The sequence below is a fragment of the Vibrio sp. 10N.261.46.E11 genome (assembly GCF_041472735.1).
GTDB lineage: Bacteria > Pseudomonadota > Gammaproteobacteria > Enterobacterales > Vibrionaceae > Vibrio.
Genome location: NZ_JBFRQW010000040.1, coordinates 1 through 21,889 on the forward strand (window position 1 = coordinate 1; position 21,889 = coordinate 21,889).

13 protein-coding genes and 2 pseudogenes are annotated in these 21,889 nt (G+C 41.8%); 14 read left to right on the plus strand and 1 reads right to left on the minus strand.

What is annotated here, in order from left to right; all coding sequences use genetic code 11:
• The first annotated feature begins 1,405 nt into the window (after positions 1 to 1,405).
• From AB4407_RS13060 to AB4407_RS13085, 6 genes and pseudogenes are all read left to right on the plus strand, one after another.
• The gene (locus tag AB4407_RS13060; protein WP_065584203.1) at positions 1,406 to 1,594 is read left to right on the plus strand and encodes an AlpA family transcriptional regulator; all 189 of its coding nucleotides are present in this window, start codon (positions 1,406 to 1,408) and stop codon (positions 1,592 to 1,594) included.
• A 208-nt stretch (positions 1,595 to 1,802) separates the two neighbouring features.
• Positions 1,803 to 2,009, plus strand: coding sequence for a hypothetical protein (locus AB4407_RS13065; RefSeq protein ID WP_122046649.1), 207 nt, complete (start codon positions 1,803 to 1,805; stop codon positions 2,007 to 2,009).
• Between the two features lie 312 nt (positions 2,010 to 2,321).
• A pseudogene (locus AB4407_RS13070) lies at positions 2,322 to 2,477 on the plus strand (HNH endonuclease); the annotation flags it as partial.
• A gap of 153 nt (positions 2,478 to 2,630) precedes the next feature.
• Positions 2,631 to 5,519, plus strand: coding sequence for a UvrD-helicase domain-containing protein (locus AB4407_RS13075; RefSeq protein ID WP_372120854.1), 2,889 nt, complete (start codon positions 2,631 to 2,633; stop codon positions 5,517 to 5,519).
• A gap of 360 nt (positions 5,520 to 5,879) precedes the next feature.
• On the plus strand, positions 5,880 to 6,497 hold the full coding sequence (locus tag AB4407_RS13080) for a bifunctional 2-polyprenyl-6-hydroxyphenol methylase/3-demethylubiquinol 3-O-methyltransferase UbiG (RefSeq protein ID WP_171327261.1): 618 nt from the start codon (positions 5,880 to 5,882) through the stop codon (positions 6,495 to 6,497).
• On the plus strand, positions 6,497 to 7,624 hold the full coding sequence (locus AB4407_RS13085; protein ID WP_372120855.1) for an HNH endonuclease: 1,128 nt from the start codon (positions 6,497 to 6,499) through the stop codon (positions 7,622 to 7,624). Before AB4407_RS13080 ends, AB4407_RS13085 begins: the two co-directional genes overlap by 1 nt.
• 26 nt (positions 7,625 to 7,650) lie before the next feature.
• Here AB4407_RS13085 and AB4407_RS13090 read toward each other — a convergent pair whose 3' ends face one another.
• A complete protein-coding gene (locus AB4407_RS13090) occupies positions 7,651 to 8,511 on the minus strand; it encodes a YafY family protein (protein ID WP_171327259.1) in 861 nt (286 codons plus the stop codon).
• Positions 8,512 to 8,648: 137 nt separating this feature from the next.
• Between AB4407_RS13090 and AB4407_RS13095 the strand changes: the two genes are divergently transcribed.
• The 8 genes and pseudogenes from AB4407_RS13095 to AB4407_RS13130 all read left to right on the plus strand — a co-directional run bounded on the left by AB4407_RS13095 (position 8,649) and on the right by AB4407_RS13130 (position 21,835).
• A complete protein-coding gene (locus tag AB4407_RS13095; protein ID WP_372120857.1) occupies positions 8,649 to 10,670 on the plus strand; it encodes a hypothetical protein in 2,022 nt (673 codons plus the stop codon).
• 112 nt (positions 10,671 to 10,782) lie between these two features.
• A pseudogene (locus AB4407_RS13100) lies at positions 10,783 to 10,911 on the plus strand (hypothetical protein); the annotation flags it as partial.
• Between the two features lie 238 nt (positions 10,912 to 11,149).
• Positions 11,150 to 12,403: a DUF6361 family protein gene (locus tag AB4407_RS13105; protein WP_171327257.1), complete on the plus strand. Its 1,254-nt coding sequence runs from the start codon at positions 11,150 to 11,152 to the stop codon at positions 12,401 to 12,403.
• On the plus strand, positions 12,387 to 14,207 hold the full coding sequence (locus AB4407_RS13110; RefSeq protein WP_372120858.1) for a phospholipase D family protein: 1,821 nt from the start codon (positions 12,387 to 12,389) through the stop codon (positions 14,205 to 14,207). Before AB4407_RS13105 ends, AB4407_RS13110 begins: the two co-directional genes overlap by 17 nt.
• 41 nt (positions 14,208 to 14,248) lie before the next feature.
• Entirely contained in the window at positions 14,249 to 17,491 is a 3,243-nt protein-coding gene (locus AB4407_RS13115) for a DEAD/DEAH box helicase (protein WP_372120859.1), read from the plus strand.
• Between the two features lie 153 nt (positions 17,492 to 17,644).
• On the plus strand, positions 17,645 to 17,824 hold the full coding sequence (gene mads1 / locus AB4407_RS13120) for a methylation-associated defense system helix-turn-helix domain-containing protein MAD1 (protein WP_171327254.1): 180 nt from the start codon (positions 17,645 to 17,647) through the stop codon (positions 17,822 to 17,824).
• 86 nt (positions 17,825 to 17,910) lie between these two features.
• Positions 17,911 to 20,580 (plus strand): N-6 DNA methylase, encoded by a 2,670-nt coding sequence (locus tag AB4407_RS13125; protein WP_372120861.1) that lies wholly within the window; start codon positions 17,911 to 17,913, stop codon positions 20,578 to 20,580.
• Positions 20,573 to 21,835 carry a restriction endonuclease subunit S gene (locus AB4407_RS13130; protein ID WP_171327252.1) on the plus strand — a complete coding sequence of 421 codons (1,263 nt, stop codon included), beginning with the start codon at positions 20,573 to 20,575 and terminating at the stop codon, positions 21,833 to 21,835. The genes AB4407_RS13125 and AB4407_RS13130 overlap by 8 nt, the downstream gene beginning before the upstream one ends.
• The last annotated feature ends 54 nt before the right edge of the window (positions 21,836 to 21,889 follow it).

The following is a 21,889-nucleotide window of genomic DNA, read 5'->3' on the forward strand; positions in this document are numbered from 1 at the left end:
GTCTAACTGGAGCAGATCATCAAGTATGTCCTTCATGCCCTTTCCTTAATTAACCTAGCAATATAATCACAATAACATTAAAACTGTAGTTCCAAAATCCCCGCTTAGTTTTTAGATATATTAAAAACCTTTGAAAAACGGATAAAACAAACAGAGAACGATGCAAAACCGTGCTCTAAATGGTGGTTTCGACCTTTTTTAAACATTGTAGCAGGACGGAAACGCTTTAAATTTAGTGGAGGAATACCTTTCGTTCTAGCGAATGCTAGGAACCAGTAGAATGTGCCACGTTCAGTTGTTTGGCCCTTTAGTCAGTTTCTAAACCGATCAAGATGGAGCAACAATCACGTAGTACAAAAAGTCATGCGATTTAGTACTAGTATCTATATAGTACAAAAAGACATGTCTTTTTGTTACTACATTCGTTAAGTAGTAGATTTAATGAAATTAACTTTACTGCTTTTTTGTAGGCAAAAATGACAATGCTTTTCTAACGGCTTTAGGTAGCACAGCACAAAGGTGGCACCTATGATGTGAGTGATGTTGCCCAAATTTCTGACTGCATTTAAGTGAGAAAGTAAGTCTCCTATACTGAGGTGGTTGAGTTGACGACATTCAATTGGATAGTTACTCAAGTAATGTATTGTTTTCCTTCAGCGCGATACCGCAACAAGGTAATCGCCAAAATTATTATTTAAATCATTCGAGAGCGATATATTTATCTCTTTGATATACGATCTGTGTTTAGTTCTATATGCTGACAATGTTTTAATTGAACATGTAATGAAATAGTTGAAGTCAATTCTGTATTTTCAACTGATTGATTATAAGTACTTGTGTTGGTTTTATTGGTGATTTTTTACCAGAAATAATGCTAGGTCGACTTACTAGCAACAATTAATTTCGTTGCTTAGTAAAATATTTTGTTCGTTTATTTATTGGGAAATATAATGTTTAATTAGGGCTTTGAACAAGCAAACATAAAATTTCATTTAACACTTCGGTTCGTGGTTCGTCGAACCTACGCTTCATTTAATAACGTTCTCCTCGGTTTAAATTTAGATTTATTTTGTGATGTACGTCTCATCTATGACTAATTATTGCATTGGTAAATGCCGTAACTCTATCTCATTTTTCCGTAATCAGTTTTAAATTTCTTTTAAAACAATTGGTTATATCGTGATTTTAGTATTCCTGATATGTGTATCACGCATTTAGGAAATTTTGCACATAGTTTTATGCTGGTTTTATTTGGAAGTTAAAAGGAAACCATCACGATGCTAAATGTACAGATTAAACGCCAGTTAGTTTTTTCCTTAAGTCAGTTGTGCGAAGAATACCGGCAGTTAAATACTGTAAACAGTACTTAATTATTGGAAAGCACTACGGTGTACAGGTGATTGATATGGAAGATTTAAGAGTATTGCGCTTAGAAGAAGTTAAGCAAATTGTCGGAGTTAGCAGAAGTACAATTTACAGCTGGATGAAAGACGGGCATTTCCCTGAAAGTGTTTCACTAGGGCCAAGAAGTGTAGGGTGGTTAAGCTCTGATATATCTGAGTGGATTCAGCATCGTGTTGGTTGTAACAAGTAAAATGGAGAGCTTCTTCGCACTTGTGACCGACGTGCGAAGAAGCTAATTCTAGAGCAGATAACATTTACAGTTATGGAAAGCCATTTCTCCTTTACGCATACCTTCGTATGCAACTACTTTGATCGTTTGAGTGGTGCTACATGCTGATTTTGGAAATAAATAAGACATGCTAGTTTGGGTGTTCTATTAACTGAGTTAAAGGTTCACTATGCAGGAATTATTCTGGAAAGTTGTTTTTTCGCTAATGTCGTTCGGTAGCATAGCTGCAATTATAGCTCCGAATGTGCCAAAGCCTTTTTACTGGCTTGGATGGCTCTATATTTTTCTTATGCTAGGTGTTGGTGTTGTTACTATCTATGCAGAGAAAATTATGGCTTGGTGTAATAAAAAGCTGGATATTAACAAAGATGAGTAAACGAGACGGACAGATGGTTAAGCTCTGATATATCTGATTGGATTCAAAGTCGAACTGAGGTCAGGAACTAGATACTGTCTCATTTGGCGTTTGCTTGACCCCTTAGGTTTGATTAGATTATGCGGTGTTACGCTCAAAGGCAGAACCCTGGTTTGATACCGTAATGACGCACAGCAACCCAAGTCACAATTATTAAGACTTAATCATCATATCCAACCGACTCATGTATCAACGAATGAGATTGATATATGGGTCAGTTTACGTCTGAAAATACCTCCTGTTACAACGAAAACACTGTTGTAGATAAAGCGTTTTATCTCCTTCGATGATCACGGAAAGGTACTCATTTCAAGCTACTTGGAGTCTCCGGATATGATCGGTTTAAAGGAAGATATGGCATTTAGCATCATGCCGGATCACAGACCATACCTTCGTTATCATCGAGGCGAGTTATTTAAAGGACGCTAATTGTATTCTTGCTCAATACCTTCAGAGGGCTCTGGGTAAAAGCCAGAGCTCTATTCCCTTCAATACCGATGTAGATCACTATAGTTCATACTTTGTCATGTAAACTACAGTTGCATATAACGTTATCATCCCAACTTTGCGATTGTATTTTTAATGACGAAACTTCTCCTAAAAACCAATTTTTTGGCACACCTTCTTGGCAAGCGACAACAGGTAAACGTTAACGAAGACGGTATTACCATCTTCAAAGACAATATAAAAACGTTGTACAAGTGGGATACGATGGTTGCTCCACCAGTAGCCAAATTAGGCTTTGCAGGTGGCGTTTTGTCGTTTGAAACAAATGACGCCGGCTTGTCCGTTCCGATGTTGAGCTACCTATTTGCGCATCGACACAAACACACCTTCTTTCCTTTTTGGGCCAACAGTAACGCTCAGAAACTGATTCCATTTTTGAACCAAGTGGAGAACGCCTCTGTCGCAAGTTTTATTAGGACGTTTGAAACTCAAAGCTTTCAAACAATCGCAAATAAAGAAGCGAAAAGGTGGAAGGGGTGGCGCTCAGCTTTAGGGTTAAGCGAACTAGCCCAAAAGGTCGCTCAGACACTCGATGCGATTTGTGCCTGGAAGGCGTCAGATATTGAGAATATGCGCGATGCCTATGTCCAAAAGCAGCTAACAGAATACGGAGTGTTTTTCGATAACGTTGAATCTAACCCGCTAACAGAGAAGCAGCGAATCGCTTGTATTACGGATAACGACAACAATCTACTTTTAGCCGGGGCGGGTACCGGTAAAACGAGTGTTATGGTTGGTAGAACTGGGTATCTGATTAATAGTGATCAAGCGGTTGCCAATGATATCTTGCTACTGGCTTATGGCCGTATTGCAGCTAAGGAAATGGACGAGCGCATCAAAGATAAGCTGGGTTTTGATGACGTGAGAGCTAGCACCTTCCATAGCTTAGGTATGAAAATTATCGCCGAAGTCGAAGGTTCAAAACCAAACCTATCCCCATTTGAAGACGACATTAAAGCTAAATCAAAATGGATGAACGATAACCTAGAGCAACTCATGCTTGATGATGGCTACCGTGAGTCTTTACTTGAGTACTTCAGCTCGTATTACTTTGTTGATAAGAACCCTTTTGAGTTTCAAAGTGAAGGTGAGTATCTACAGTACTTAACTGACAATGACATCCGTTCGTTGAAAGGGGACCAGGTAAAGAGTTACGGTGAGGTTGTTATTGCCAACTGGTTATTTAGAAACGGAATTAATTATGAGTATGAGGCGAGCTATCGATTTGACGTAAGTACAGAGCAATATCGCCAATATCACCCAGACTTTTATTTACCAGACTACGACATTTACATTGAATACTACGGTACTGATGAGCACGGTAATACAGCCCCGTGGATTGATAAAGATCGCTATCAAGAGTCGATTGAATGGAAGCGCCAAACGCACAAGCAATACCAGACTGGTTATGTTGAGGTGTTCTACCACCAGCATAAAGTTGGAAAGCTTCTTCAGGTGCTTGAAAATAAACTGTTGGAGCGTGAAGTCGAATTTAACCCCATCCCGCCACAGGATTTACTTAATAACCTGCGCCAGTTAGGTCAAGTGACAGAGTTGGCTAAATTGTTTAGTGCTTTGGTGGATATGTACAAAGCGGCTTGCCTTGATGATATTGCGATAGAGAACGTCATTAGAAACTCAATCGATCCCAAGCAAACAGAGAAAGCATTAGAGTTGTTGTATCCACTATACAATCGGTATGAGCTGTTTCTTCGTGAAAAGCAGTGGATAGATTTCAATGACATGATCAGTAAAGCACTGATGTATGTCCAAACCGGACAGTTTGTTTCATCCTGGAAATACATCTTAGTAGATGAGTTTCAAGACATCTCAGAGCCCAGAGCTAGGCTTGTCAAGGCGTTGCGTGATTCACTGCCTGATACCTCGCTGTTTTGCGTTGGGGATGATTGGCAGGCTATCTATCGCTTTAGTGGCGCGGACGTTAAGCTGACTACCAATTTTGTTGAGTATTTCGGTGCGACTTCGGAAACAAAATTGGATTTAACGTTTCGTTTTAACAGTGCGATTGGAGATGTGGCAACGCAATTTGTCACCAGAAACCCAGTACAAATCAAAAAAGACATTCAGTCCCTTATTAAGGTTAACAAGCCTGCTGTATCGATCCTCAGACAAGGCAGAAATGAACAAGGTGTATCTCCCCTAGAAAAAGCGCTTAATGCTGTTTTGGCTTGCGTTCATACCTCAGGTAAACCAGCGCAGAATAAGGTGTATCTACTAGCCAGGTTTTGGCATCAAATGCCTGATTACCAGCAGCTTCAAGAAATTAATAGACAATACCCATCATTGCAAATTACTTGTCAATCATTCCATGCCTCTAAGGGTAAAGAAGCCGACTATGTCATCATTACGGGATTAACAACGGGTAAGCACGGCTTCCCGTCTCAAAAAGTAACCCCTCCGCTGGTGGACGCGCTATTACCTAAAGGTGATGATTACGAGTTTGCTGAAGAGAGACGTCTTTTTTATGTCGCTTTAACCAGGGCAAAACATAGAGCGTACCTATTAGCTGACATGACTGATGTCAGTGATTTTGTTGTCGAACTCATAAAGAACAAATACTTCGTAGATACCGATGAATTTGATGCATCGTTTGTACAGAAACTGTTTGAACAAATTTCCTGTAACAGTTGCAAGACCGGCGTTCTGAAAGAGCGCGTTAGTCGCTACGGTAAGTTCTTGTCTTGTTCGTTCTATCCTCGTTGCAAACACAAAGAAACGCCTTGTAGCCAGTGTGGCAGCCCAATGAGCAGTACAACTAAGCCTGGTTTTCAGGAATGCATCAACGAAGAGTGTGGCGACATTCGACCGCTCTGTAAGCGTTGTGGCAGTGAGATGAAACTAAGAAATGGTAAGTACGGTCAGTTCTGGAGTTGTTCGACATATAGAAAAAATGCAGATAAAAATTGTGGTTATACACTTAACTGTACCGCTAACGAACTTTGATTGGGCTAGCACATGAAAGTTGGCAAACTTGTATCGCTAGCGCTTGTATATCAACTTTCGGTAATCCAGATGACTGTGAAAACGGGCGAAATTTTGCTGCCTGGATTGAGCTTAAGAAAGCCTTTTGAAGTAAGAACATAATCAGAATTTGCAATGAGAATTAAAAGTGATACAGCGGTTAGACCACCTGACTGAGACTTTGAACAGATGGGGAGAGCAGGGGATATGGCTAGGGAAGCACTTTGAACGGGTTTTATTCTCCGAGATCTTAATCACAGTTATTAGCACTTATCTAAGACTTAATCGTCATATGCAATCGACCCATATATTATCGAGTCAGATTGGTCTTTGGGGCGGTTTATGTCGGGGAATGTTTGTTACTACAACGAAAACGCTGTTCAGCTTGCAAAGCAGTACGATTCTTTAGAATTCGAAAACGTCCACCGTGTGTGGCGTATGTATTGGCCTTATGGTGATGTAAGTGTACTTGATATCGGTGCTGGCTCAGGTCGAGATTCGAGGTGGTTTGTTGAACAAGGCTGCTCAGTGGTCGCCGTTGAACCAGCAAGCGAACTTTGCCAGTTAGGGAGATTAAACTCCTCGACTCAAGTTAAGTGGTTAGACGATGCTCTGCCTGCTTTAAGCAAAGCTAGAGAGCTGTGCAGTCATTACGATTTGATTTTACTTTCAGCGGTATGGATGCATCTAAATTCGGCGGTTCGAAAAGAGTCGATCGCTGTATTGTCTGAACTGCTTTCCGAGAATGGAAAACTAGTGATCACATTGCGTCATGGCGGCTTTAATGATGGGCGTAGTGCTTACAGTGTTTCAGTCGAACAATTAGAAAGGTTAGGTGAAGCTGTAGGGCTGACAGTCTGTCACGTTGCCGAAGACACTGATTCATTGAAGAGAAAAGAGATATCTTGGCAAACCGTAGTGTTAGAACATGCAAGATCTAACAAAAGCAAGGGTCGATAATGGCATTAGAGTACTACTTAGATCGTTTTCAAAACCTGAAAATGAACAATGCTGGTGGCAAAAAAAGTCCTCATAAAGTCTGTATGTTGCTGGCTGTTATGGATCTAATTCAAGCAGGGCATATTTCGACCAATAAGATCTGCCTTAACCAAGCCCTTAAAGAACGGTTTACTCATCACTTTGACAACTTGGCTCAAGGGGCTGATAAAAATACCCCGGAAAATCCTTTCTTCCATTTGAGAAGTGAAGGCTTTTGGCACCTTTGCTTCAATGACGGTTATGACAATACGTCAACCAGTCGTTATTCAGCAAAGGCGGTCTCTCACGCATATATTGACGATGAGCTGTTTAGCTACATGAAAAGCTATATCGTTTCTAACGAACTAAAAGACGCTTTAGTTTCTAATCTATCTGATCTAGCGACGTTATATCATCAGTGGTTGATTGATATTGGCAAATCTGAAAAAACCGCGAAGAACTACCTTGGAGCCATAAGAGGTTCGATATCTAATTGGTTGATGGATGTTGGCGAGCTAGAAGCCCCGCTTACTGATATCAATTCGTATCGTGAGTTTGTTGGATATGAAGAAAAAGCGAGAAAGTTGGAGCAGTTTCAAATTTGTGACTCTAGGGGTAAGGGGATGTACAGCGCCGCTTTGTCTCATTACCACAAGTTTTTAGCTGACCTATCTCAAGTCGATGTTAATGTAGACATCAAACAAGTGATGACTGACAAAACTTTGTCCGAAACTGAAAAGACTATTTTGGTTAATACAAGACTAGGGCAGGGACACTTTAGATCAAAACTGATTCAGATGTGGGGTGGTTGCGCCATTACTGGGTATCGAAATACACAGCTGTTATTGGCTTCACACATTAAACCCTGGCGAGATTCTAGTAATGAAGAGCGATTAGATAGATTTAATGGTTTGCTGCTTCTTGCCAACCTAGATAAAGCGTTTGATCTCGGTTTTATCTCCTTTGATGATCATGGAAAGGTACTCATTTCAAGCTACTTGGAGTCTCCGGATATGATCGGTTTAAAGGAAGATATGGCATTTAGAATCATGCCGGATCACAGACCATACCTTCGTTATCATCGAGGCGAGTTGTTTAAGGGGCGCTAATTGATTAGCTCTGGCTTATCATGGAGTTAAAAGATCAGATGTGGTCTCAGCTCCTCAAAGTTCCCTAAGATGATCTGTTGTCCTTTGGGGTTCGAATTCAACATATTAATATCGATGTTATAAGCATCCAGAACATAGCGAACTAGTGCTGCGTTCGTCGGTATTGCCAGGGTGCCTTTTTCCATACCGTAGTCGTGTGCAATCACTTTGGCCTGGGCTTCGGTTAATCTTGAGTCGGGGATTAACTTAATAGAGAGATGAGTGTTCCAAAGCTCATCTTGTTCTTTCCCTTTTATTTTTTTTGTCTCAAGAGTTGGAACACCTCGAATTCGGCTCAGCACGAAATCTCGATAGTCTTCTGAGTGTTCGCAATAAGCTCGAACATGCCAGCGTAATGGTGTACAAACGAGTGTATGTGGAGAGATGATCCGTTCTACTTCTTCACCATTCTTCAATGATGTGTAGCTTAAATCGACACGTTTCTTCTCTCTGATTGCTTGGACTAATGGTCGTAAAATTTCGGGTGTAATGTTGCGTGTCACTGGGCGAACCATCGTCGTATTTTCAAAGCCCATATCAAGTTCATTGAAGGTCACAGTCATATCTTCACTTCGAGATAGGATGTGTAAGTATTCATCAGCATGACCGCTCGTTAGCTTTGGAATAAAGCTATCACTGGGTTTGTAGCCTTTTAACTGCTTATCGTAGACAATGTTGTCAGGTGCAATTTCTACCAGGTAAGTATTGATATCTTTCGACGCTTGCTGTCTACCAATACCGAAGCTTTTAATCAAATGGTTGGTTGTTAGCCTACCTTCCCACAGCGCAATGACCTCTATCATTCTGTATCGCAACAAAAGGTCCCATCTTATTGGCCATTTACTCATTATTTAATTCCTGTCTAGTTATGCGACGTATATATGTAATCAGTATTTACGTGTAGCTGATGACGTCATATTATTGTTGAGGTCGAGTTTCGTCAAGAAAGTAATCGGAACCAGCAACGCACAGACGGGTAACCTTTATGAATTACATTAACAGCGAAAACAAAAATGGCTTATGGGAGCTAGAGATTAAAGGGATCGAAGGCCCAATATTGGCAAGTGATTACTTGGGCCTTTATGGCTCTACACCGGATGAAGCTCGTACAGCATCTATTAAGAGGAAAATTGTAGTTCATAGCGCTGAAGGAGGAGATTTCATCCAATGTGGTTATTGTGGTCTTCCTGTCAGGTATCGTGCACGAAGCGCAACCGGGAGGGCTGCTTTTTATCATAAACATATCCCGGAATTGGGAGAGGTCGATTGTCCATTTCACAGCGATTACAAAGGTGAGTTTGCATTCTCTGAAGCTGAAATGCATGAAACTAAATGGCACTTTCGAACAAAACACTTCATTGCAGGCACGTTGAAGGGATCAGAAAAGATAAAATGCGAATCTATTCAAGTAGAAAAGTTTATCTTTGCAGAAAAAGGTTACCCCAATAGACGACGTAAACCTGATATTTATTTTGAAGACCTTAGTGGTAATCGATTTGCGATAGAGTTGATTCAAGGTTGGTTGGACCCAGAAATAATCCACGCTCGCGAGCAGTTCTTCTTAAGGGAAGAGGTCAACCTGATTTGGTTGTTCAGTGAAGGTCGAAGTGATTCTATTTTTTATTACATCATGTACGGTTCTGCCTTAGAGGCTCACCCCGAAAGTTTTGCTGAGTTTGAGAGTAAAGTGAGGAACATTCAATGTAATGCCTTTGTTTTCTCTCAAGAAGCGTTAGATAAAAGCCAAGAGAGTGGAGAGTTCTACTTCGAGGCACATTTCCCCGAGTTTGATTTTAAATCAACAGAGCTTTTCTTAGAGATGAGCTATGGGTGTCAAATGGTGGTATTGAGTGACTTAATGTTGTCTCCAGAAAGGCTGCCATACGCAATCAATACAAAAGCTGCCTTGCATGGAAAGCAACAAGAACTGTCAGCTGCTATAGAGGAAAAGGCTCAACGAGAGTCTCAACAGGCACTCGAAAGAATCAAAAAAACAATTAAACAAATTTGTGAAGATGGTGATCAAGGTACTCTTTCGGGACCGGTTCTTAGCAACCTTTCTGACGAGATTGCAGAATGTTTTGATTATGTGTTGTCGGATAATTCTGAACGAAACTCTTTGTTCGAATTAGCTAATCAAGCAATAGCTCGGGCAGGGCATCGAATTGAAGAAGAAAAAAAGAAGATTGCTCGTAGCGTACATGCTAGGGAACTTTGGGCGCTGAGGCACCAATTTTCCTACGCTCGAAGAGAATTAAATCAAAGTATTACAATTCAAGAATTAACAAAACTTAAGCATCACTTAGTTTACGTCGCGACTGATTATAAGAAAGTGATATCAAGTGAGCTGTCATCTCGTGTTTGGGATCGTTATTTGAATACGCTTCTAGTAAAGATTGGGCAACAAACCGATCAACTTGCGGAAGGCTTACCGAGGCCAAGAGCATTGTGGAGTATCACCAATGATCTCCTTAGCTATTCGCTTGAGAAGAGGATGCAATTATTTGAGACTCGCAGTACATTGGCCGTCGATATGTCACAACAACAATCAGCGTACTTGATCCACAAATCGGATACTGAAACTCGGGTTTTTGAAGAGAAATTAAACGAGATTAAGTATCGAACAAAAACGCAGTATATGAACACTCATTGGAAAGCGTTGATGGGAAACTGGTCCGCTGATTTTGTTTATGAGCCGGTGATCAACAGAGCGGGACAGTTACTTTGCATTGATGCCTTTTCAGAACTTGTCGGGCATGAACAAGATTGGGTTGAAGAGGCTTTAAATAAGTTCGTTGAGCGGCTGGTAGTATTGATTAATGAGTTCTATGACAAAGCCTATATAAAAAATGGTGCTCGAATTGATAAAAATGTATTGGATAAACTTTTGACCTTTTGGAACTGGTTAGATACAAGTGTTTATATATACAACCAACCTGAGGCTATAGATAGAGCCTATCAATTAAGAAAGTATCTGCAGAAAAATAACATTTCAATAATAGAGTAGAGATCAAGTTAGCCCTAAAGAAGGCCGCGTTTAATCTTCAGACGCTGCTTCGCCAGTCATATACCGGAGACTTGGTCTACTCGTTCTATCCTAGGACAATCGTCATCGTCGCCAATATGACCATTACACAGAAGGGAGTTATCGAGTACTACTTAGTCGAGGTCGTAGTGGGCTAGTGATTAAGTGCGATGATGGTGAAACTTTCGAATACTTAAAAAACTGTGGAATGCACATGATCTAATTTACATCATTCAAATGCTATTTAGAATAACTACATAGCCTAGGATGACTGGGGGCGAAATCTCGTTTTGAGCGAAAGAAATTATTTTTTAAAAGATATGTTTCATGATGCTGAACAGCTTTTAATTGGATTATTCATATTAATATTCAATGGTTTGCCTAGTTTGTAGTCTGAATGTCATTGCCATTCTTAATGACCAAGCTGGGTTTTGACTTTTTAAGACGAGAGTGGGGTAAGAGTGAGCCGACAAAAAAGTCTAATTGGCTGGATAGATTTTTCATCTACAGAACGAGAACGCGTATCTCAAGTACTCTCAATGTTACAAGAGAAAGGTACACTTGATGAGTTGGGTATAGGACAAATCAGGGATGCTTTTGCCGATCAGCTTTTTCCGGGTTTTTCTACTATCCAAACCCGCGCTAAGTACTTTGTCACTATCCCCTATATATTTCATGACTACCGTAAGTTAGAGCCTAATGAGCGTCCTCTTCTGGCTGAATACATTAGCCAGCAAGAAGATAAATTAGCTATATGTTTAGTTGAAAACCATCAGCACGATATGCCTTATGGGATTATTGGTAAAGACAGTTTAGAAAAGGGCGTTGCTCGAAAGCCATCTTCGGTTTATTGGAACGGATTACGCCAGTTATCCATCGCTAAAACAGAACTGTCTTTAAGAGAGTTTGTTAATCAGTACCAAGAGCTAGCTAACAATAAAAGCGAAGCCCATATCGACGACGATGGGCAGCATTCTGATATTGCGCAACTGATGACGAAACCCGATGGTTATAGTGAATCTTGGTTAAACCAAGTATCAATAGAACTTACACGTAAAGAAGCTGATTACCTCAAAAATAAACTACAGCTATCGAGTAAGATTGAACATAGTGTCCCCGCTCAATTATTCAAGCACAACCTTGTTGGCGAAGCTCTGCAAGTGGCTGACATGCTTACTAAGGGGGCATGGCAAGCCGAAGGCCTTTATGAAAAGCTAAAAGATTCGCCTATTTCCGATCAAACGAAAACATGTTTTGAAAACGCGCTGGAATTTAGTTTTGTTCTTGAAGGCGCGCATATTCGTTACAACATTCTCATAGCCCAACGTGCCAAAAATATCGAACTGATTGAACAGTTGAATGAAGACTTTGATGTTTGGTTAAACCAAGCTCATAAACAGCCTAGGAGCTTTGAACAGCACAGCATCGATAACTGGTATGAGTTTGCTTTCGGACCACATAAAAGCGCAAACAATCGCACGCGTCAGTTTATCGAAAACTGGTGTACCTTGATTCGCGAAAATGTCGCTGTCGATAAGTTGGATGCATGTGTGAAGCAGCAAGCGGTAGCAAATAAAGGGGCACGGTGTTTGCTGAAAAAAGCCCTCAGTGAAAACCAAAAGTGGGTTGGAATGCGCAAACTAGAATTTCGTTGGCCTTCTGCCAGAGTCATTTTACAAGATATCCAGGAGGGGCTAGATGTTAGTGCCGGATAAAAATCGCTTGGATTATGGCGAACAGCTTATCGCTCCCGAAGGTTATGAGCTTACTCATGCTATCGCAACGACGTATAGCTTGGACTTGAATACTTTACTGACAGTGCCTATTGCCATGTGTTTTGGCCATACCTTAGAAGGTTCGGTTGAGCACATGAGAATTGCGCTGTTGGAAGCGTTAGGGATGTTGGGAAATAAACTCACGGTTTTCTACCAACAAGGCAATATTAAGTTACCAGATAAGTACAACAGCTTATTTGGCTTGTTGGAAAGCAGTCTTATTCCAGTAGTTCCAAACGCAGGAGAGTCAAATTCAGCGTTTTCGTCGTTTCACCCGAAATTGTGGTTACTGCGATTCGAAAGCCCAGATGAAACTAAAAATGTAAAATACCGCTTGATAGTGTTGTCACGTAACTTAACGTTTGACCGAAGCTGGGATCTCAGCGCTGTCATTAACGGAGAATCAAGAGGGAAGCGCAAGCCCGCCAATTGGCCGTTGATTGATTTTTTTGATGAGATTTACAGTAGTTCATCAACGAAATCATTTGACGATATGATTGACCCACAAGAGTTAGTTAGAGTGCTTTGGGATAAGCCAGATAACATCAGTGAACTCGGTTTTCTCTCTACCATTTTTGATAAGAGCAACAAACGACAGCACCCAATCCATCTAGAACATGGTAATCAAACCATGCTTGCGGTCTCTCCTTTTATTCGGGGAGGTAACAAAGTGGGAGCTTTAGACTGGCTCAGTACCTTTGCTCCTGATGACCAACGTTACTTATTTAGCCGCAAAGAAGAGCTCGACATGGCTGGTGAGAAAGCCTTGGATGGTTGGCACTGTTATGCACTCAATGAACATCTGGTTGATGCAGAAGAAAATGAAGAAATGGACCAATCTCCATTTGTAGAAAATGACCTCAATTTACATGCGAAGCTATTGGTTGTAGACGAAACTGACTCCACTTCGAGCTGGCACCTTGGCTCGGCGAATACAACTCAAGCAGCTATGGGAGATGCCTCTGATCACCCGAGAAATAGTGAATTCATGCTTCGTTTAACGGGATCTAAAGATCAAATTGGTGTTAATTCATTGATTGAACAATGGGTTAATGAGCACGGAACTGGCTTATTCACAAAGCATGAGTTCAGCGAACTAGAACAAATTGCAGAAGACTCTGATCGAGTCCTCCGTCTATTGGAGTTCAGCCTAATTAAGGCCGATTGGAAACTTGAAGTTGATACGAACGGTGATGATGAATATCAGTTGACCTTAAACGGGACTCAGGTTGATATCCCGTCGAATTTTGAGGTTAAGGTTTCTACATTGAGCGCGTCTCAGCCTCGTCCATTAGCTCGTGAAGTTATCTGGGACGGTCTTAAACCTTCCCAAATTAGTGCGCTAATTCATTTTGAAATATCAGAAAACAATTCGGTGGCTAAGAACTTAGTCGTTCAAGCTCAAATTGCGTTTAATTGTAACTTGGATCGTGGAAAGGCAATTACCAATGAATTACTTGAAAATCGCGCACAGTTTATGAGTTATATCGCGATGCTGTTACATATCGACCCAAGTAAGCAAGAATTGATGAACAGTTTGGAAAAAGGGGGTGTTGAGGGCGCTGGTAGTGTGTTCTTCACTAAAGACAGCGTGATCTACGAAAAATTGATGCGAGCAGCTGCGTTAAGTCCAGAGTTGCTTGAAAGAATTGATCGTCTGCAAGCGCAAGTCGATGAAAGGATTATTCCAGATGAGTTCAAGACGTTATGGGGCGTGTTCTCATCATTTGTGCCATCCAAGTAGTACTTCATAAATAGTCGTAAGAATAAGAAGATAATTAAGTTATGACACACGAGATTGTAGAACAACTAAACGGTGTATTAGCGGGTCTTAAGGACTTTCAAAAGGCAACCGTTGATCGGACTATTAATAAGTATCAACTAGCTGAACATAGCCATCGAATACTTGTTGCTGATGAGGTGGGGTTAGGAAAAACTATCGTCGCCAAAGGTGTCATTGCTCAATTACTGAAAAGGCATGTTGGGGTCAATACGACTAAATCGATGCGTGTCATCTATATATGTTCCAATCTTGCATTGGCAGATGAGAATCGCCAAAAGCTGGCGCTCTTTAATGGTGAAGATGCAAAGCGATGGGTGAAGCCATCAACATTTGGGCGTTTGGTTGAACTGGCTCTTAAGCCCAAACATTCAGAAATAAACGATGAGCATGTCATTGAAGTTTGTACGTTGACGCCTTCGACTTCCTTCACATTAACAGCGGGGGCGGGTAACTGTCGGGAAAGAGCGATCTTAGCTGTTCTATTTTCTCAAACGACTAACTTATGTGACGTCGTGAAACCAATTCGTGAGCTATTCAAAACCAACCAGATTACCAGAGAGGGTCGATGGGAAGAGGAATTGAGTTATTTGGAACAGAATTTTGATACAGATCCGTTAGTCGTATCAGAGCTTGAAAGCCGCTTGACTATGCCTTGTGAATCTAGAGTGTTAAACGAACGCTTTGCATCACTTCAAGAGGCTGAATTCTTCCTCGTTAATTGTTGGATTGAAGACTCAGGTGAAACCGATAAAACTAGCCATCTATTTTACCATTTTAGAGTGGAAATTCGTCGACTGGTGGCGCGTTGTTGTGCTGGAAGCTTGCAAGCAGACTTGTTCATCCTAGACGAGTTCCAACGTTTTCAATCGTTAACAGACCAAAGCTCAGACTCTGAAGAGTCATTAATTGCTAGGCAGGTATTTAATGATAAGGGCGAAACCAAAAAGGAAAAATCCAAAGTACTTTTGTTATCGGCAACGCCTTTTAAAGCGATGACGACAATTAACGATGAGGACGATGAAAGCAGTCATCATGAACAACTGCATAAGTTACTAGATTTTTTATCACACAATGACGTGGATTTTATATCTCAATACGAAATGAGTCGTAATCTTCTTCATGATGATATGTTAACCCTGTCGTCAGGCTTTTCAGATTTTGAATCTATCAGTGAAACCAATGCACGTTCAGTCGAAAAGTTATTGCGGGAGTATATTGCCAGAACCGAACGAAGCCAAATTAGCAAAGGTTTTGAGCAGCTTATTCATTCCAATGAGCTATGTTGCGGTTCTGACTTTGGAGTTGAAGAAGTTCAAGGTTACAGAGCGATCGAAGCGTTAAACGCAGTGCTACCTAAGGGGCGTGGAGGTGTGTCTCTTATCGAGTTTGCTAAGTCAGCACCTTGGGCGATCTCTTTCCTAAATGGTTATGCTTTTAAGGAACTGTACCACCGCAATATCAATAACCCTGATGTACGTAAGCTACTTGGAAAGCACCGAAGCAGAGAGCACACTCACGCTTGGCTCTCTCATGTGAACATTCAAAACTATAGATTGAACGTTGAACAAAGTGCCCCGAATGCAAAGATCAAAGCGTTAAGTAAAGTTATTTTCGATCGTTCTCCAGAGAACTTACTTTGGTCGCCTCCTTGTAAACCTTATTATGAATTCGGTGGTGTCTTTAAAGGAAATGATAATTTTACCAAGACGTTATTATTTTCATCTTGGGCTCTTGTACCTAAGGCTTTAAGCTGTCTTTGGACTTATGAGGCTGAACGTCGAGTATTAAAGGGGAAGGGTAAAAGGCCGCAGTATCATAGCGGTAAAAATGCCTCACCTTTACTTCGATTTGAAGGTCAATCAACCCTCAACGTTTGGCATTTACTTTATCCTTGTAAGTCTCTAGCTGAAGTGTCGTATATCGATGGGAGCCTTGACGAGATTTTGGCTCAACAAACCATATTAATTCAGAGTAAATTGGCCTGTTTAAAGCAATATGAAAGTGAAGAAAGGACGAATAGTGATTGGTATTTACTCGCTCCAATGTTGCTGGATAAGCAAGCCGGAGAGGTTGAGCATTTCGAGCAATGGATACAGGTAAATGAGTCTCGCTTGAACAAAGAAGGCCGCATTAAACATTTTGCTAAAATTAAACGATACTTTGAGGGCAGTGATTCATTACCTTTAGGTAAAATGCCTGATGATTTAGCCAAAGTGTTGGCATACTCCAGCTTAGCGAATCCTGCTACCTGCGCAATGAGGACCATTCAAACTCTGTGGTCAGAAGGCACCTCTGAGCTTGACTTGGTTAGTTACTCAGTTCAATTTGCGGAGCTTACAACCAGACTATTTAACCATGAGTACGCTATCCCAATAGTGAAACGTAACATTAAACACACTCTAATATCTGGGCAGACAGCTTCACCTGCTTGGTATAAAGTCTTGGTTTATTGCGCGCATGGTAATTATCAATCAATGCTCGATGAATATTGTCACTTACTTGCTACTTCAGGCAGTGATCTACATGCAGCAACGAGTAAGCTTGAGCATGCGATGGGAATACGAAGCTCATCTGAACAGGTTCATTTCTGGGAAAGTAGGACAAAGGCTAAAGATAAATGTTCATCGTCAATGCGCTGTCATTTTGCGGTTCCGCTCGGTAATCAAAAGCTTAATGATGATAGTGGGTTAAAACGAGTGGTGAGTGTACGTGACGCATTTAATTCTCCATTTCGACCATTTGTGTTGAGCTCTACATCGATAGGCCAAGAAGGACTTGATTTTCATTGGTATTGTCGTCGAGTTGTTCACTGGAATTTACCCAATAACCCTATCGATATTGAACAAAGAGAAGGGCGTGTGAATAGGTACAAATCGCTTGTGGTGCGCCAGCGTATCGCGGAAAACCACGATCCAGATTTAGGAAACAAAATGGATGTTTGGGAGCAGCTTTTTGAACAAGCAGCCAATGGTGATACGAACAAAACGAGTGATTTAGAGCCGTATTGGTTTACTCCTAACGGGAAAGCGCAAATTGAACGTATTGTGCCGACTTACCCAATGAGTAAGGAAGTTGCGAAATATGCTGAAGTTAAAAAAATACTGGTGCTCTATCGCTTAGCGTTTGGACAACCGAGACAGCAAGAACTCTTGGAAAGCTTCACAGCCTGCGATATAGAAAGTGAAGAATTTAATCGAGTGAAGGACTCGTTAATCATCGACCTTGCACCTTTGAATGCTATCTGATTTATCCCCACCAGCTTTCGCTGGTGGGGATTTGTATTTTTTCTATGCACTCAGTCTTGTATTGAGTTATCTCACATTGCCGATTCCCCAATTTTCCCATATTCTCTCACCATTTATTCCGATGAATAAAACCAACATGAGATAACACTCTGAATGGTAGATCAAATTTTAACCTTGAAAGAGGTGGCTGCTTACCTAAAGTTGGCCGAAAAAACAACCTATAGGCTTGCTATTGAAGGTAAGTTACCTGGCTTTAAAGTTGGCGGTTCTTGGCGCTTTAAGCGCGAGGATCTTGAAGCTTGGATAGAGAAGCAAAAAGGTGTGGGTGAGTAGCCTGTTGGTAAGTATCAAACTCTATCTTTAACCTATTATCGAATTCAACAGCTCCGCACTGGCTGAACACAATCATTGAGAAAAATATGCAAAAACTGACGCTTAACAAACTGTCCAGCAAGCTATTCAAAGCTTGTGACATTCTACGGGGTAAAATGGATGCCTCCGAGTACAAGGAGTACATATTTGGCATCCTGTTCCTAAAGCGCATGTCGGATCAATTTCAAAAAGACTACCAAGCGAAAGTAAATGAGCTTAAAGCAGATGGTGAAGACAGCGAAGATATAGAGTTTCTATTAAAGAAACCATCGCAGTTTGATTTTTACGTGCCAGAAAAGGCCCGATGGGAAAAGCTTAAACACCTAAAAACAAATGTAGGCTCAGGGTTAAATAAGGCTCTTGAAGCACTGGAAGAGCACAACACTACCAAGGGTTTGGAAGGTGTACTCAAGCACATAAACTTCAACCGTAAGGTGGGTAAAAAGCCTATCCCGGATGAGCGCCTGGTCGAGTTCATCCAGCACTTTGACAGCATCCCTCTCTCAAATGACGATTTCGAATTCCCCGATCTTTTGGGTGCAGCCTACGAATACCTGATTAAATACTTTGCCGACAGTGCGGGTAAAAAAGGCGGTGAGTTTTATACCCCTGCCGAAGTGGTGCGTTTGCTGGTAGAAATTCTTGAGCCAACTGAAGGCATGGAAATCTACGATCCGACCTGTGGTTCGGGTGGTATGCTGATCCAAAGCCGCAATTACGTGCAAGAAACGGGGGGCAACGTTAAGAAAATTCACCTGTTCGGCCAAGAAGATAATGGTGGCACCTGGTCTATCTGTAAGATGAATATGATCTTGCACGGCTCAGGCGGCGCAGACATTGAAAATGGTGACACGCTAGCCACACCACTGCACCGAACCAAAGATGGTGAAGTACGTCCTTTTGATCGCGTGATTGCCAACCCTCCGTTTTCACAGAACTACAAGAAAGCGGATATGCAGCTCAAAGAACGTTTCAACACCTTTATGCCAGAGTCTGGCAAGAAAGGGGACTTGATGTTTGTGCAGCACATGGTGGCCTCGCTCAAAGCGAACGGCAAAGCTGCCGTGGTAATGCCTCATGGCGTATTGTTCCGTGGAGCAGAAGAACGCACTTGCCGCCAAGACTTTATTGAACGTGGCATTCTTGAAGCCGTGATTGGCCTGCCACAAGGCTTGTTCTACGGGACGGGTATTCCTGCCTGTGTGTTGGTGTTGAACAAAGCTAGGCGTGAAAAACGCGATTCAGTGCTGTTTATTAATGCTGATCGTGAATATCGTGAAGGCAAAAACCAAAACAGCCTACGCCCTGAAGATATAGAGAAAATCACCAGCGTCTACAAAGCGATGCTGGAAGATGAAAAACACCCAGGCGTCGAAAAATATGCGCGTTTGGTTCATAAAGACGAACTCAAGCGTGAAGACTACAACTTCAATATTCGCCGCTATGTCGATAACAGCCCTGCGCCTGAGCCTCAAAACGTTAAAGCGCACTTAAACGGTGGTATTCCAACCACAGAAGTTGATGCACTGCAAAGCACTTGGAATGATTACCCAGGATTGAAAGAAAGCCTGTTCGCCCCACGTTCTAATGACGAGTTCCAAGATTTTGCGGATGATTTTGAAGAGCTGTCATCGCTCAAACCTCATATTGAAAACTTCCCAGCAGTACTGAAAAAACATGCTGTCTTCCAAGCTGCTTTGAATGATTGGAAACAAGACTTTGCTGGTTTTGAAGCACTAGGGGACCAAAAGCTAGGTGATGAAGGTGTATTTGCACTGCGCCGCGAATCCCTGAATACCATTGAAAAGCACCTAATGCCGATCAAACTGCTGAACCAATACAAGGTGCGTGGCGCATTGGCGGATTGGTTTAAGACGTTGGAAGCAGATTTCAAATCTGTTGCTGCAAGCGGCTGGAATGCTGAGCTTATTCCTGACGAAGTGCTGTTCGCCAGCCAGTGCGCCGATGTAGTGGAAGAACTGGAGACCAAACAGGCGCGTATCAGTGAACTGCAAGCCTTTGTTGATGCAGCAGATGAAGAAGACTACGAGCCGACCGATGAAAACCCTGCGCTGCCGTCTAAGTATGTTAAACAGCTTAAAGACGATCTGAAAGATTACAAAGCGACGATAAAAACCAGCTTGGCAGTGCTGAAAGCGCAGATCAAAGATGCATTCACCCAGCTGAAAAACAGTGCAGAACTTCCAAAAGGCACTAAGCAAGGGGATTTTGCAAAAGGGCTGACAGGCAAAGAAATGAACTTTGCAGTCCATAGAGAGATTCTTGCTTTGGCGGATGAACTTGGCGTTCAGTTAGATAACCTTGAGGTGATCAAAGAGCATGCGCGAAAAGGTGCAATGGCAGCGGCAGAAGCATCTGCGATTGAAGCCAAACTGGCAGCACACAAAGCGTTGGAAGATGAGTTGAAGCAGCTGAAAGCGGAAATTAAGGAAACTGAAAAGCTTCGTGATGAACTGCTTGAAGTTGCGCGTAATAAAATTACTTCTGAAGAGGCGAAAGTGCTGATTCTGGAGCGGTTCAAAACCGAGTTAGATCGCCAATACCAAAGCTATGTCCGTGCGTTGCTGCTTGACCGTATAGCTGCAATCGAGAACCTACACCGCAAATACCAAGTTACCGCCAAAAGCATCATTGCCAAGCGAGAACAGGAAGCGAGCAAGCTAGCTGGCTTTATGAGGGAGCTTGGCTATGAGTGATTTTGAAGAGTATGTTCTGGGTGAGCATATTGAGTCGTTATCAGGTTTTCCTTTTTCTTCGGAGATGTTTTCGATTGAGGATGGGGTGCCACTAATCAGAATTCGTGACGTTACAGATAATGAAACTCCCGATGTTTTCTATCAAGGGGAGTATTCTGATCTTTATCTAGTTGAAAACGATGACGTACTCATTGGCATGGATGGAGATTTTCATATTGTTCGATGGAAAGGTGGAGAGGGAGTTCTCAATCAACGAGTGCTCAAAATATTTGAAAAGCCTAATTCTGAACTTGATATAAATTTTGTTTTTTATTGGTTGGCAGACTTTCTACCAAAATTGAATGCTATTACAGCAGCGACAACAGTTAAGCATTTATCTGTGAAAGATATAGCAACCGCAGTTGTGAAAGCGCCAAGTAAGGCAGCTCAGACCAAGATAGGTAAGATCTTACTGACCATCGACAACCAAATCGACGCCACTCAAGCCCTTATCGACAAATACACCGCTATCAAACAAGGCATGATGGCAGATTTGTTTAGCCGAGGTATCGATCCAGAAACCAAAGCCCTTCGCCCAACGTTTGAAGAAGCGCCAGAGCTTTATCATAAGACGCCATTGGGGATGTTGCCGAAGGGGTGGAAAGTGATTGAGTTAGAAAATCTGCTGGATGATGTAACCACTCCAATGCGAAGTGGGCCATTCGGTAGTGCTCTGCTGAAAGAAGAGCTGGTCAGTGAAGGTATTCCCTTATTAGGTATCGATAATATTTTTGTTGAGCGATTCAAGGCTAGCTATAAGCGCTTTGTTACTGAGCGGAAGTTTAGAGAACTATCTCGTTATGCCGTTCGAGAAAGAGACGTGGTCATTACGATAATGGGAACTGTCGGAAGATCGTGCGTTATTCCCGAATCCATAGGGCTGGCTTTATCGTCTAAGCATTTATGGACAATGACGTTTAATAAGGAACAAATATTACCTGAACTAGTTTGTTGGCAATTGAATCATTCGTCTTGGGCTGAAAGTTGGTTTAGACGTGAATCGCAAGGGGGGGTTATGGATGCAATCCAGTCTCAAACGCTCAAGAAACTGAAGCTATTAGTTCCCCCGCCAGCAGAGCAAAATGCGATTTATGAACGTTATGAAAATTTAAATAATCATATTGAAGTTAATCAGACTTCGTTGGGCAAGCTGAAACTTCAAAAGACTGGCCTAATGCAAGATCTCTTAACAGGCAAAGTCCCAGTACCCGCATAACAAAAAAATAAGAAAATGGCAGCAGGCAAATGCCTCGCTGCCAGCAATTAAGGA

Bases quoted from the DNA above. Each gene is read 5' to 3' on its own strand.
- mads1 (WP_171327254.1), top strand. From the start codon at position 17,645: ATGGTAGATCAAATTTTAACCTTGAAAGAGGTGGCTGCTTACCTAAAG.
- AB4407_RS13085 (WP_372120855.1), top strand. From the start codon at position 6,497: ATGGCATTAGAGTACTACTTAGATCGTTTTCAAAACCTGAAAATGAAC.
- AB4407_RS13130 (WP_171327252.1), top strand. From the start codon at position 20,573: ATGAGTGATTTTGAAGAGTATGTTCTGGGTGAGCATATTGAGTCGTTA.
- AB4407_RS13075 (WP_372120854.1), top strand. From the start codon at position 2,631: ATGACGAAACTTCTCCTAAAAACCAATTTTTTGGCACACCTTCTTGGC.
- AB4407_RS13110 (WP_372120858.1), top strand. From the start codon at position 12,387: ATGTTAGTGCCGGATAAAAATCGCTTGGATTATGGCGAACAGCTTATC.
- AB4407_RS13090 (WP_171327259.1), bottom strand. From the start codon at position 8,511: ATGAGTAAATGGCCAATAAGATGGGACCTTTTGTTGCGATACAGAATG.
- AB4407_RS13125 (WP_372120861.1), top strand. From the start codon at position 17,911: ATGCAAAAACTGACGCTTAACAAACTGTCCAGCAAGCTATTCAAAGCT.
- AB4407_RS13115 (WP_372120859.1), top strand. From the start codon at position 14,249: ATGACACACGAGATTGTAGAACAACTAAACGGTGTATTAGCGGGTCTT.
- AB4407_RS13080 (WP_171327261.1), top strand. From the start codon at position 5,880: ATGTCGGGGAATGTTTGTTACTACAACGAAAACGCTGTTCAGCTTGCA.
- AB4407_RS13065 (WP_122046649.1), top strand. From the start codon at position 1,803: ATGCAGGAATTATTCTGGAAAGTTGTTTTTTCGCTAATGTCGTTCGGT.
- AB4407_RS13095 (WP_372120857.1), top strand. From the start codon at position 8,649: ATGAATTACATTAACAGCGAAAACAAAAATGGCTTATGGGAGCTAGAG.
- AB4407_RS13060 (WP_065584203.1), top strand. From the start codon at position 1,406: ATGGAAGATTTAAGAGTATTGCGCTTAGAAGAAGTTAAGCAAATTGTC.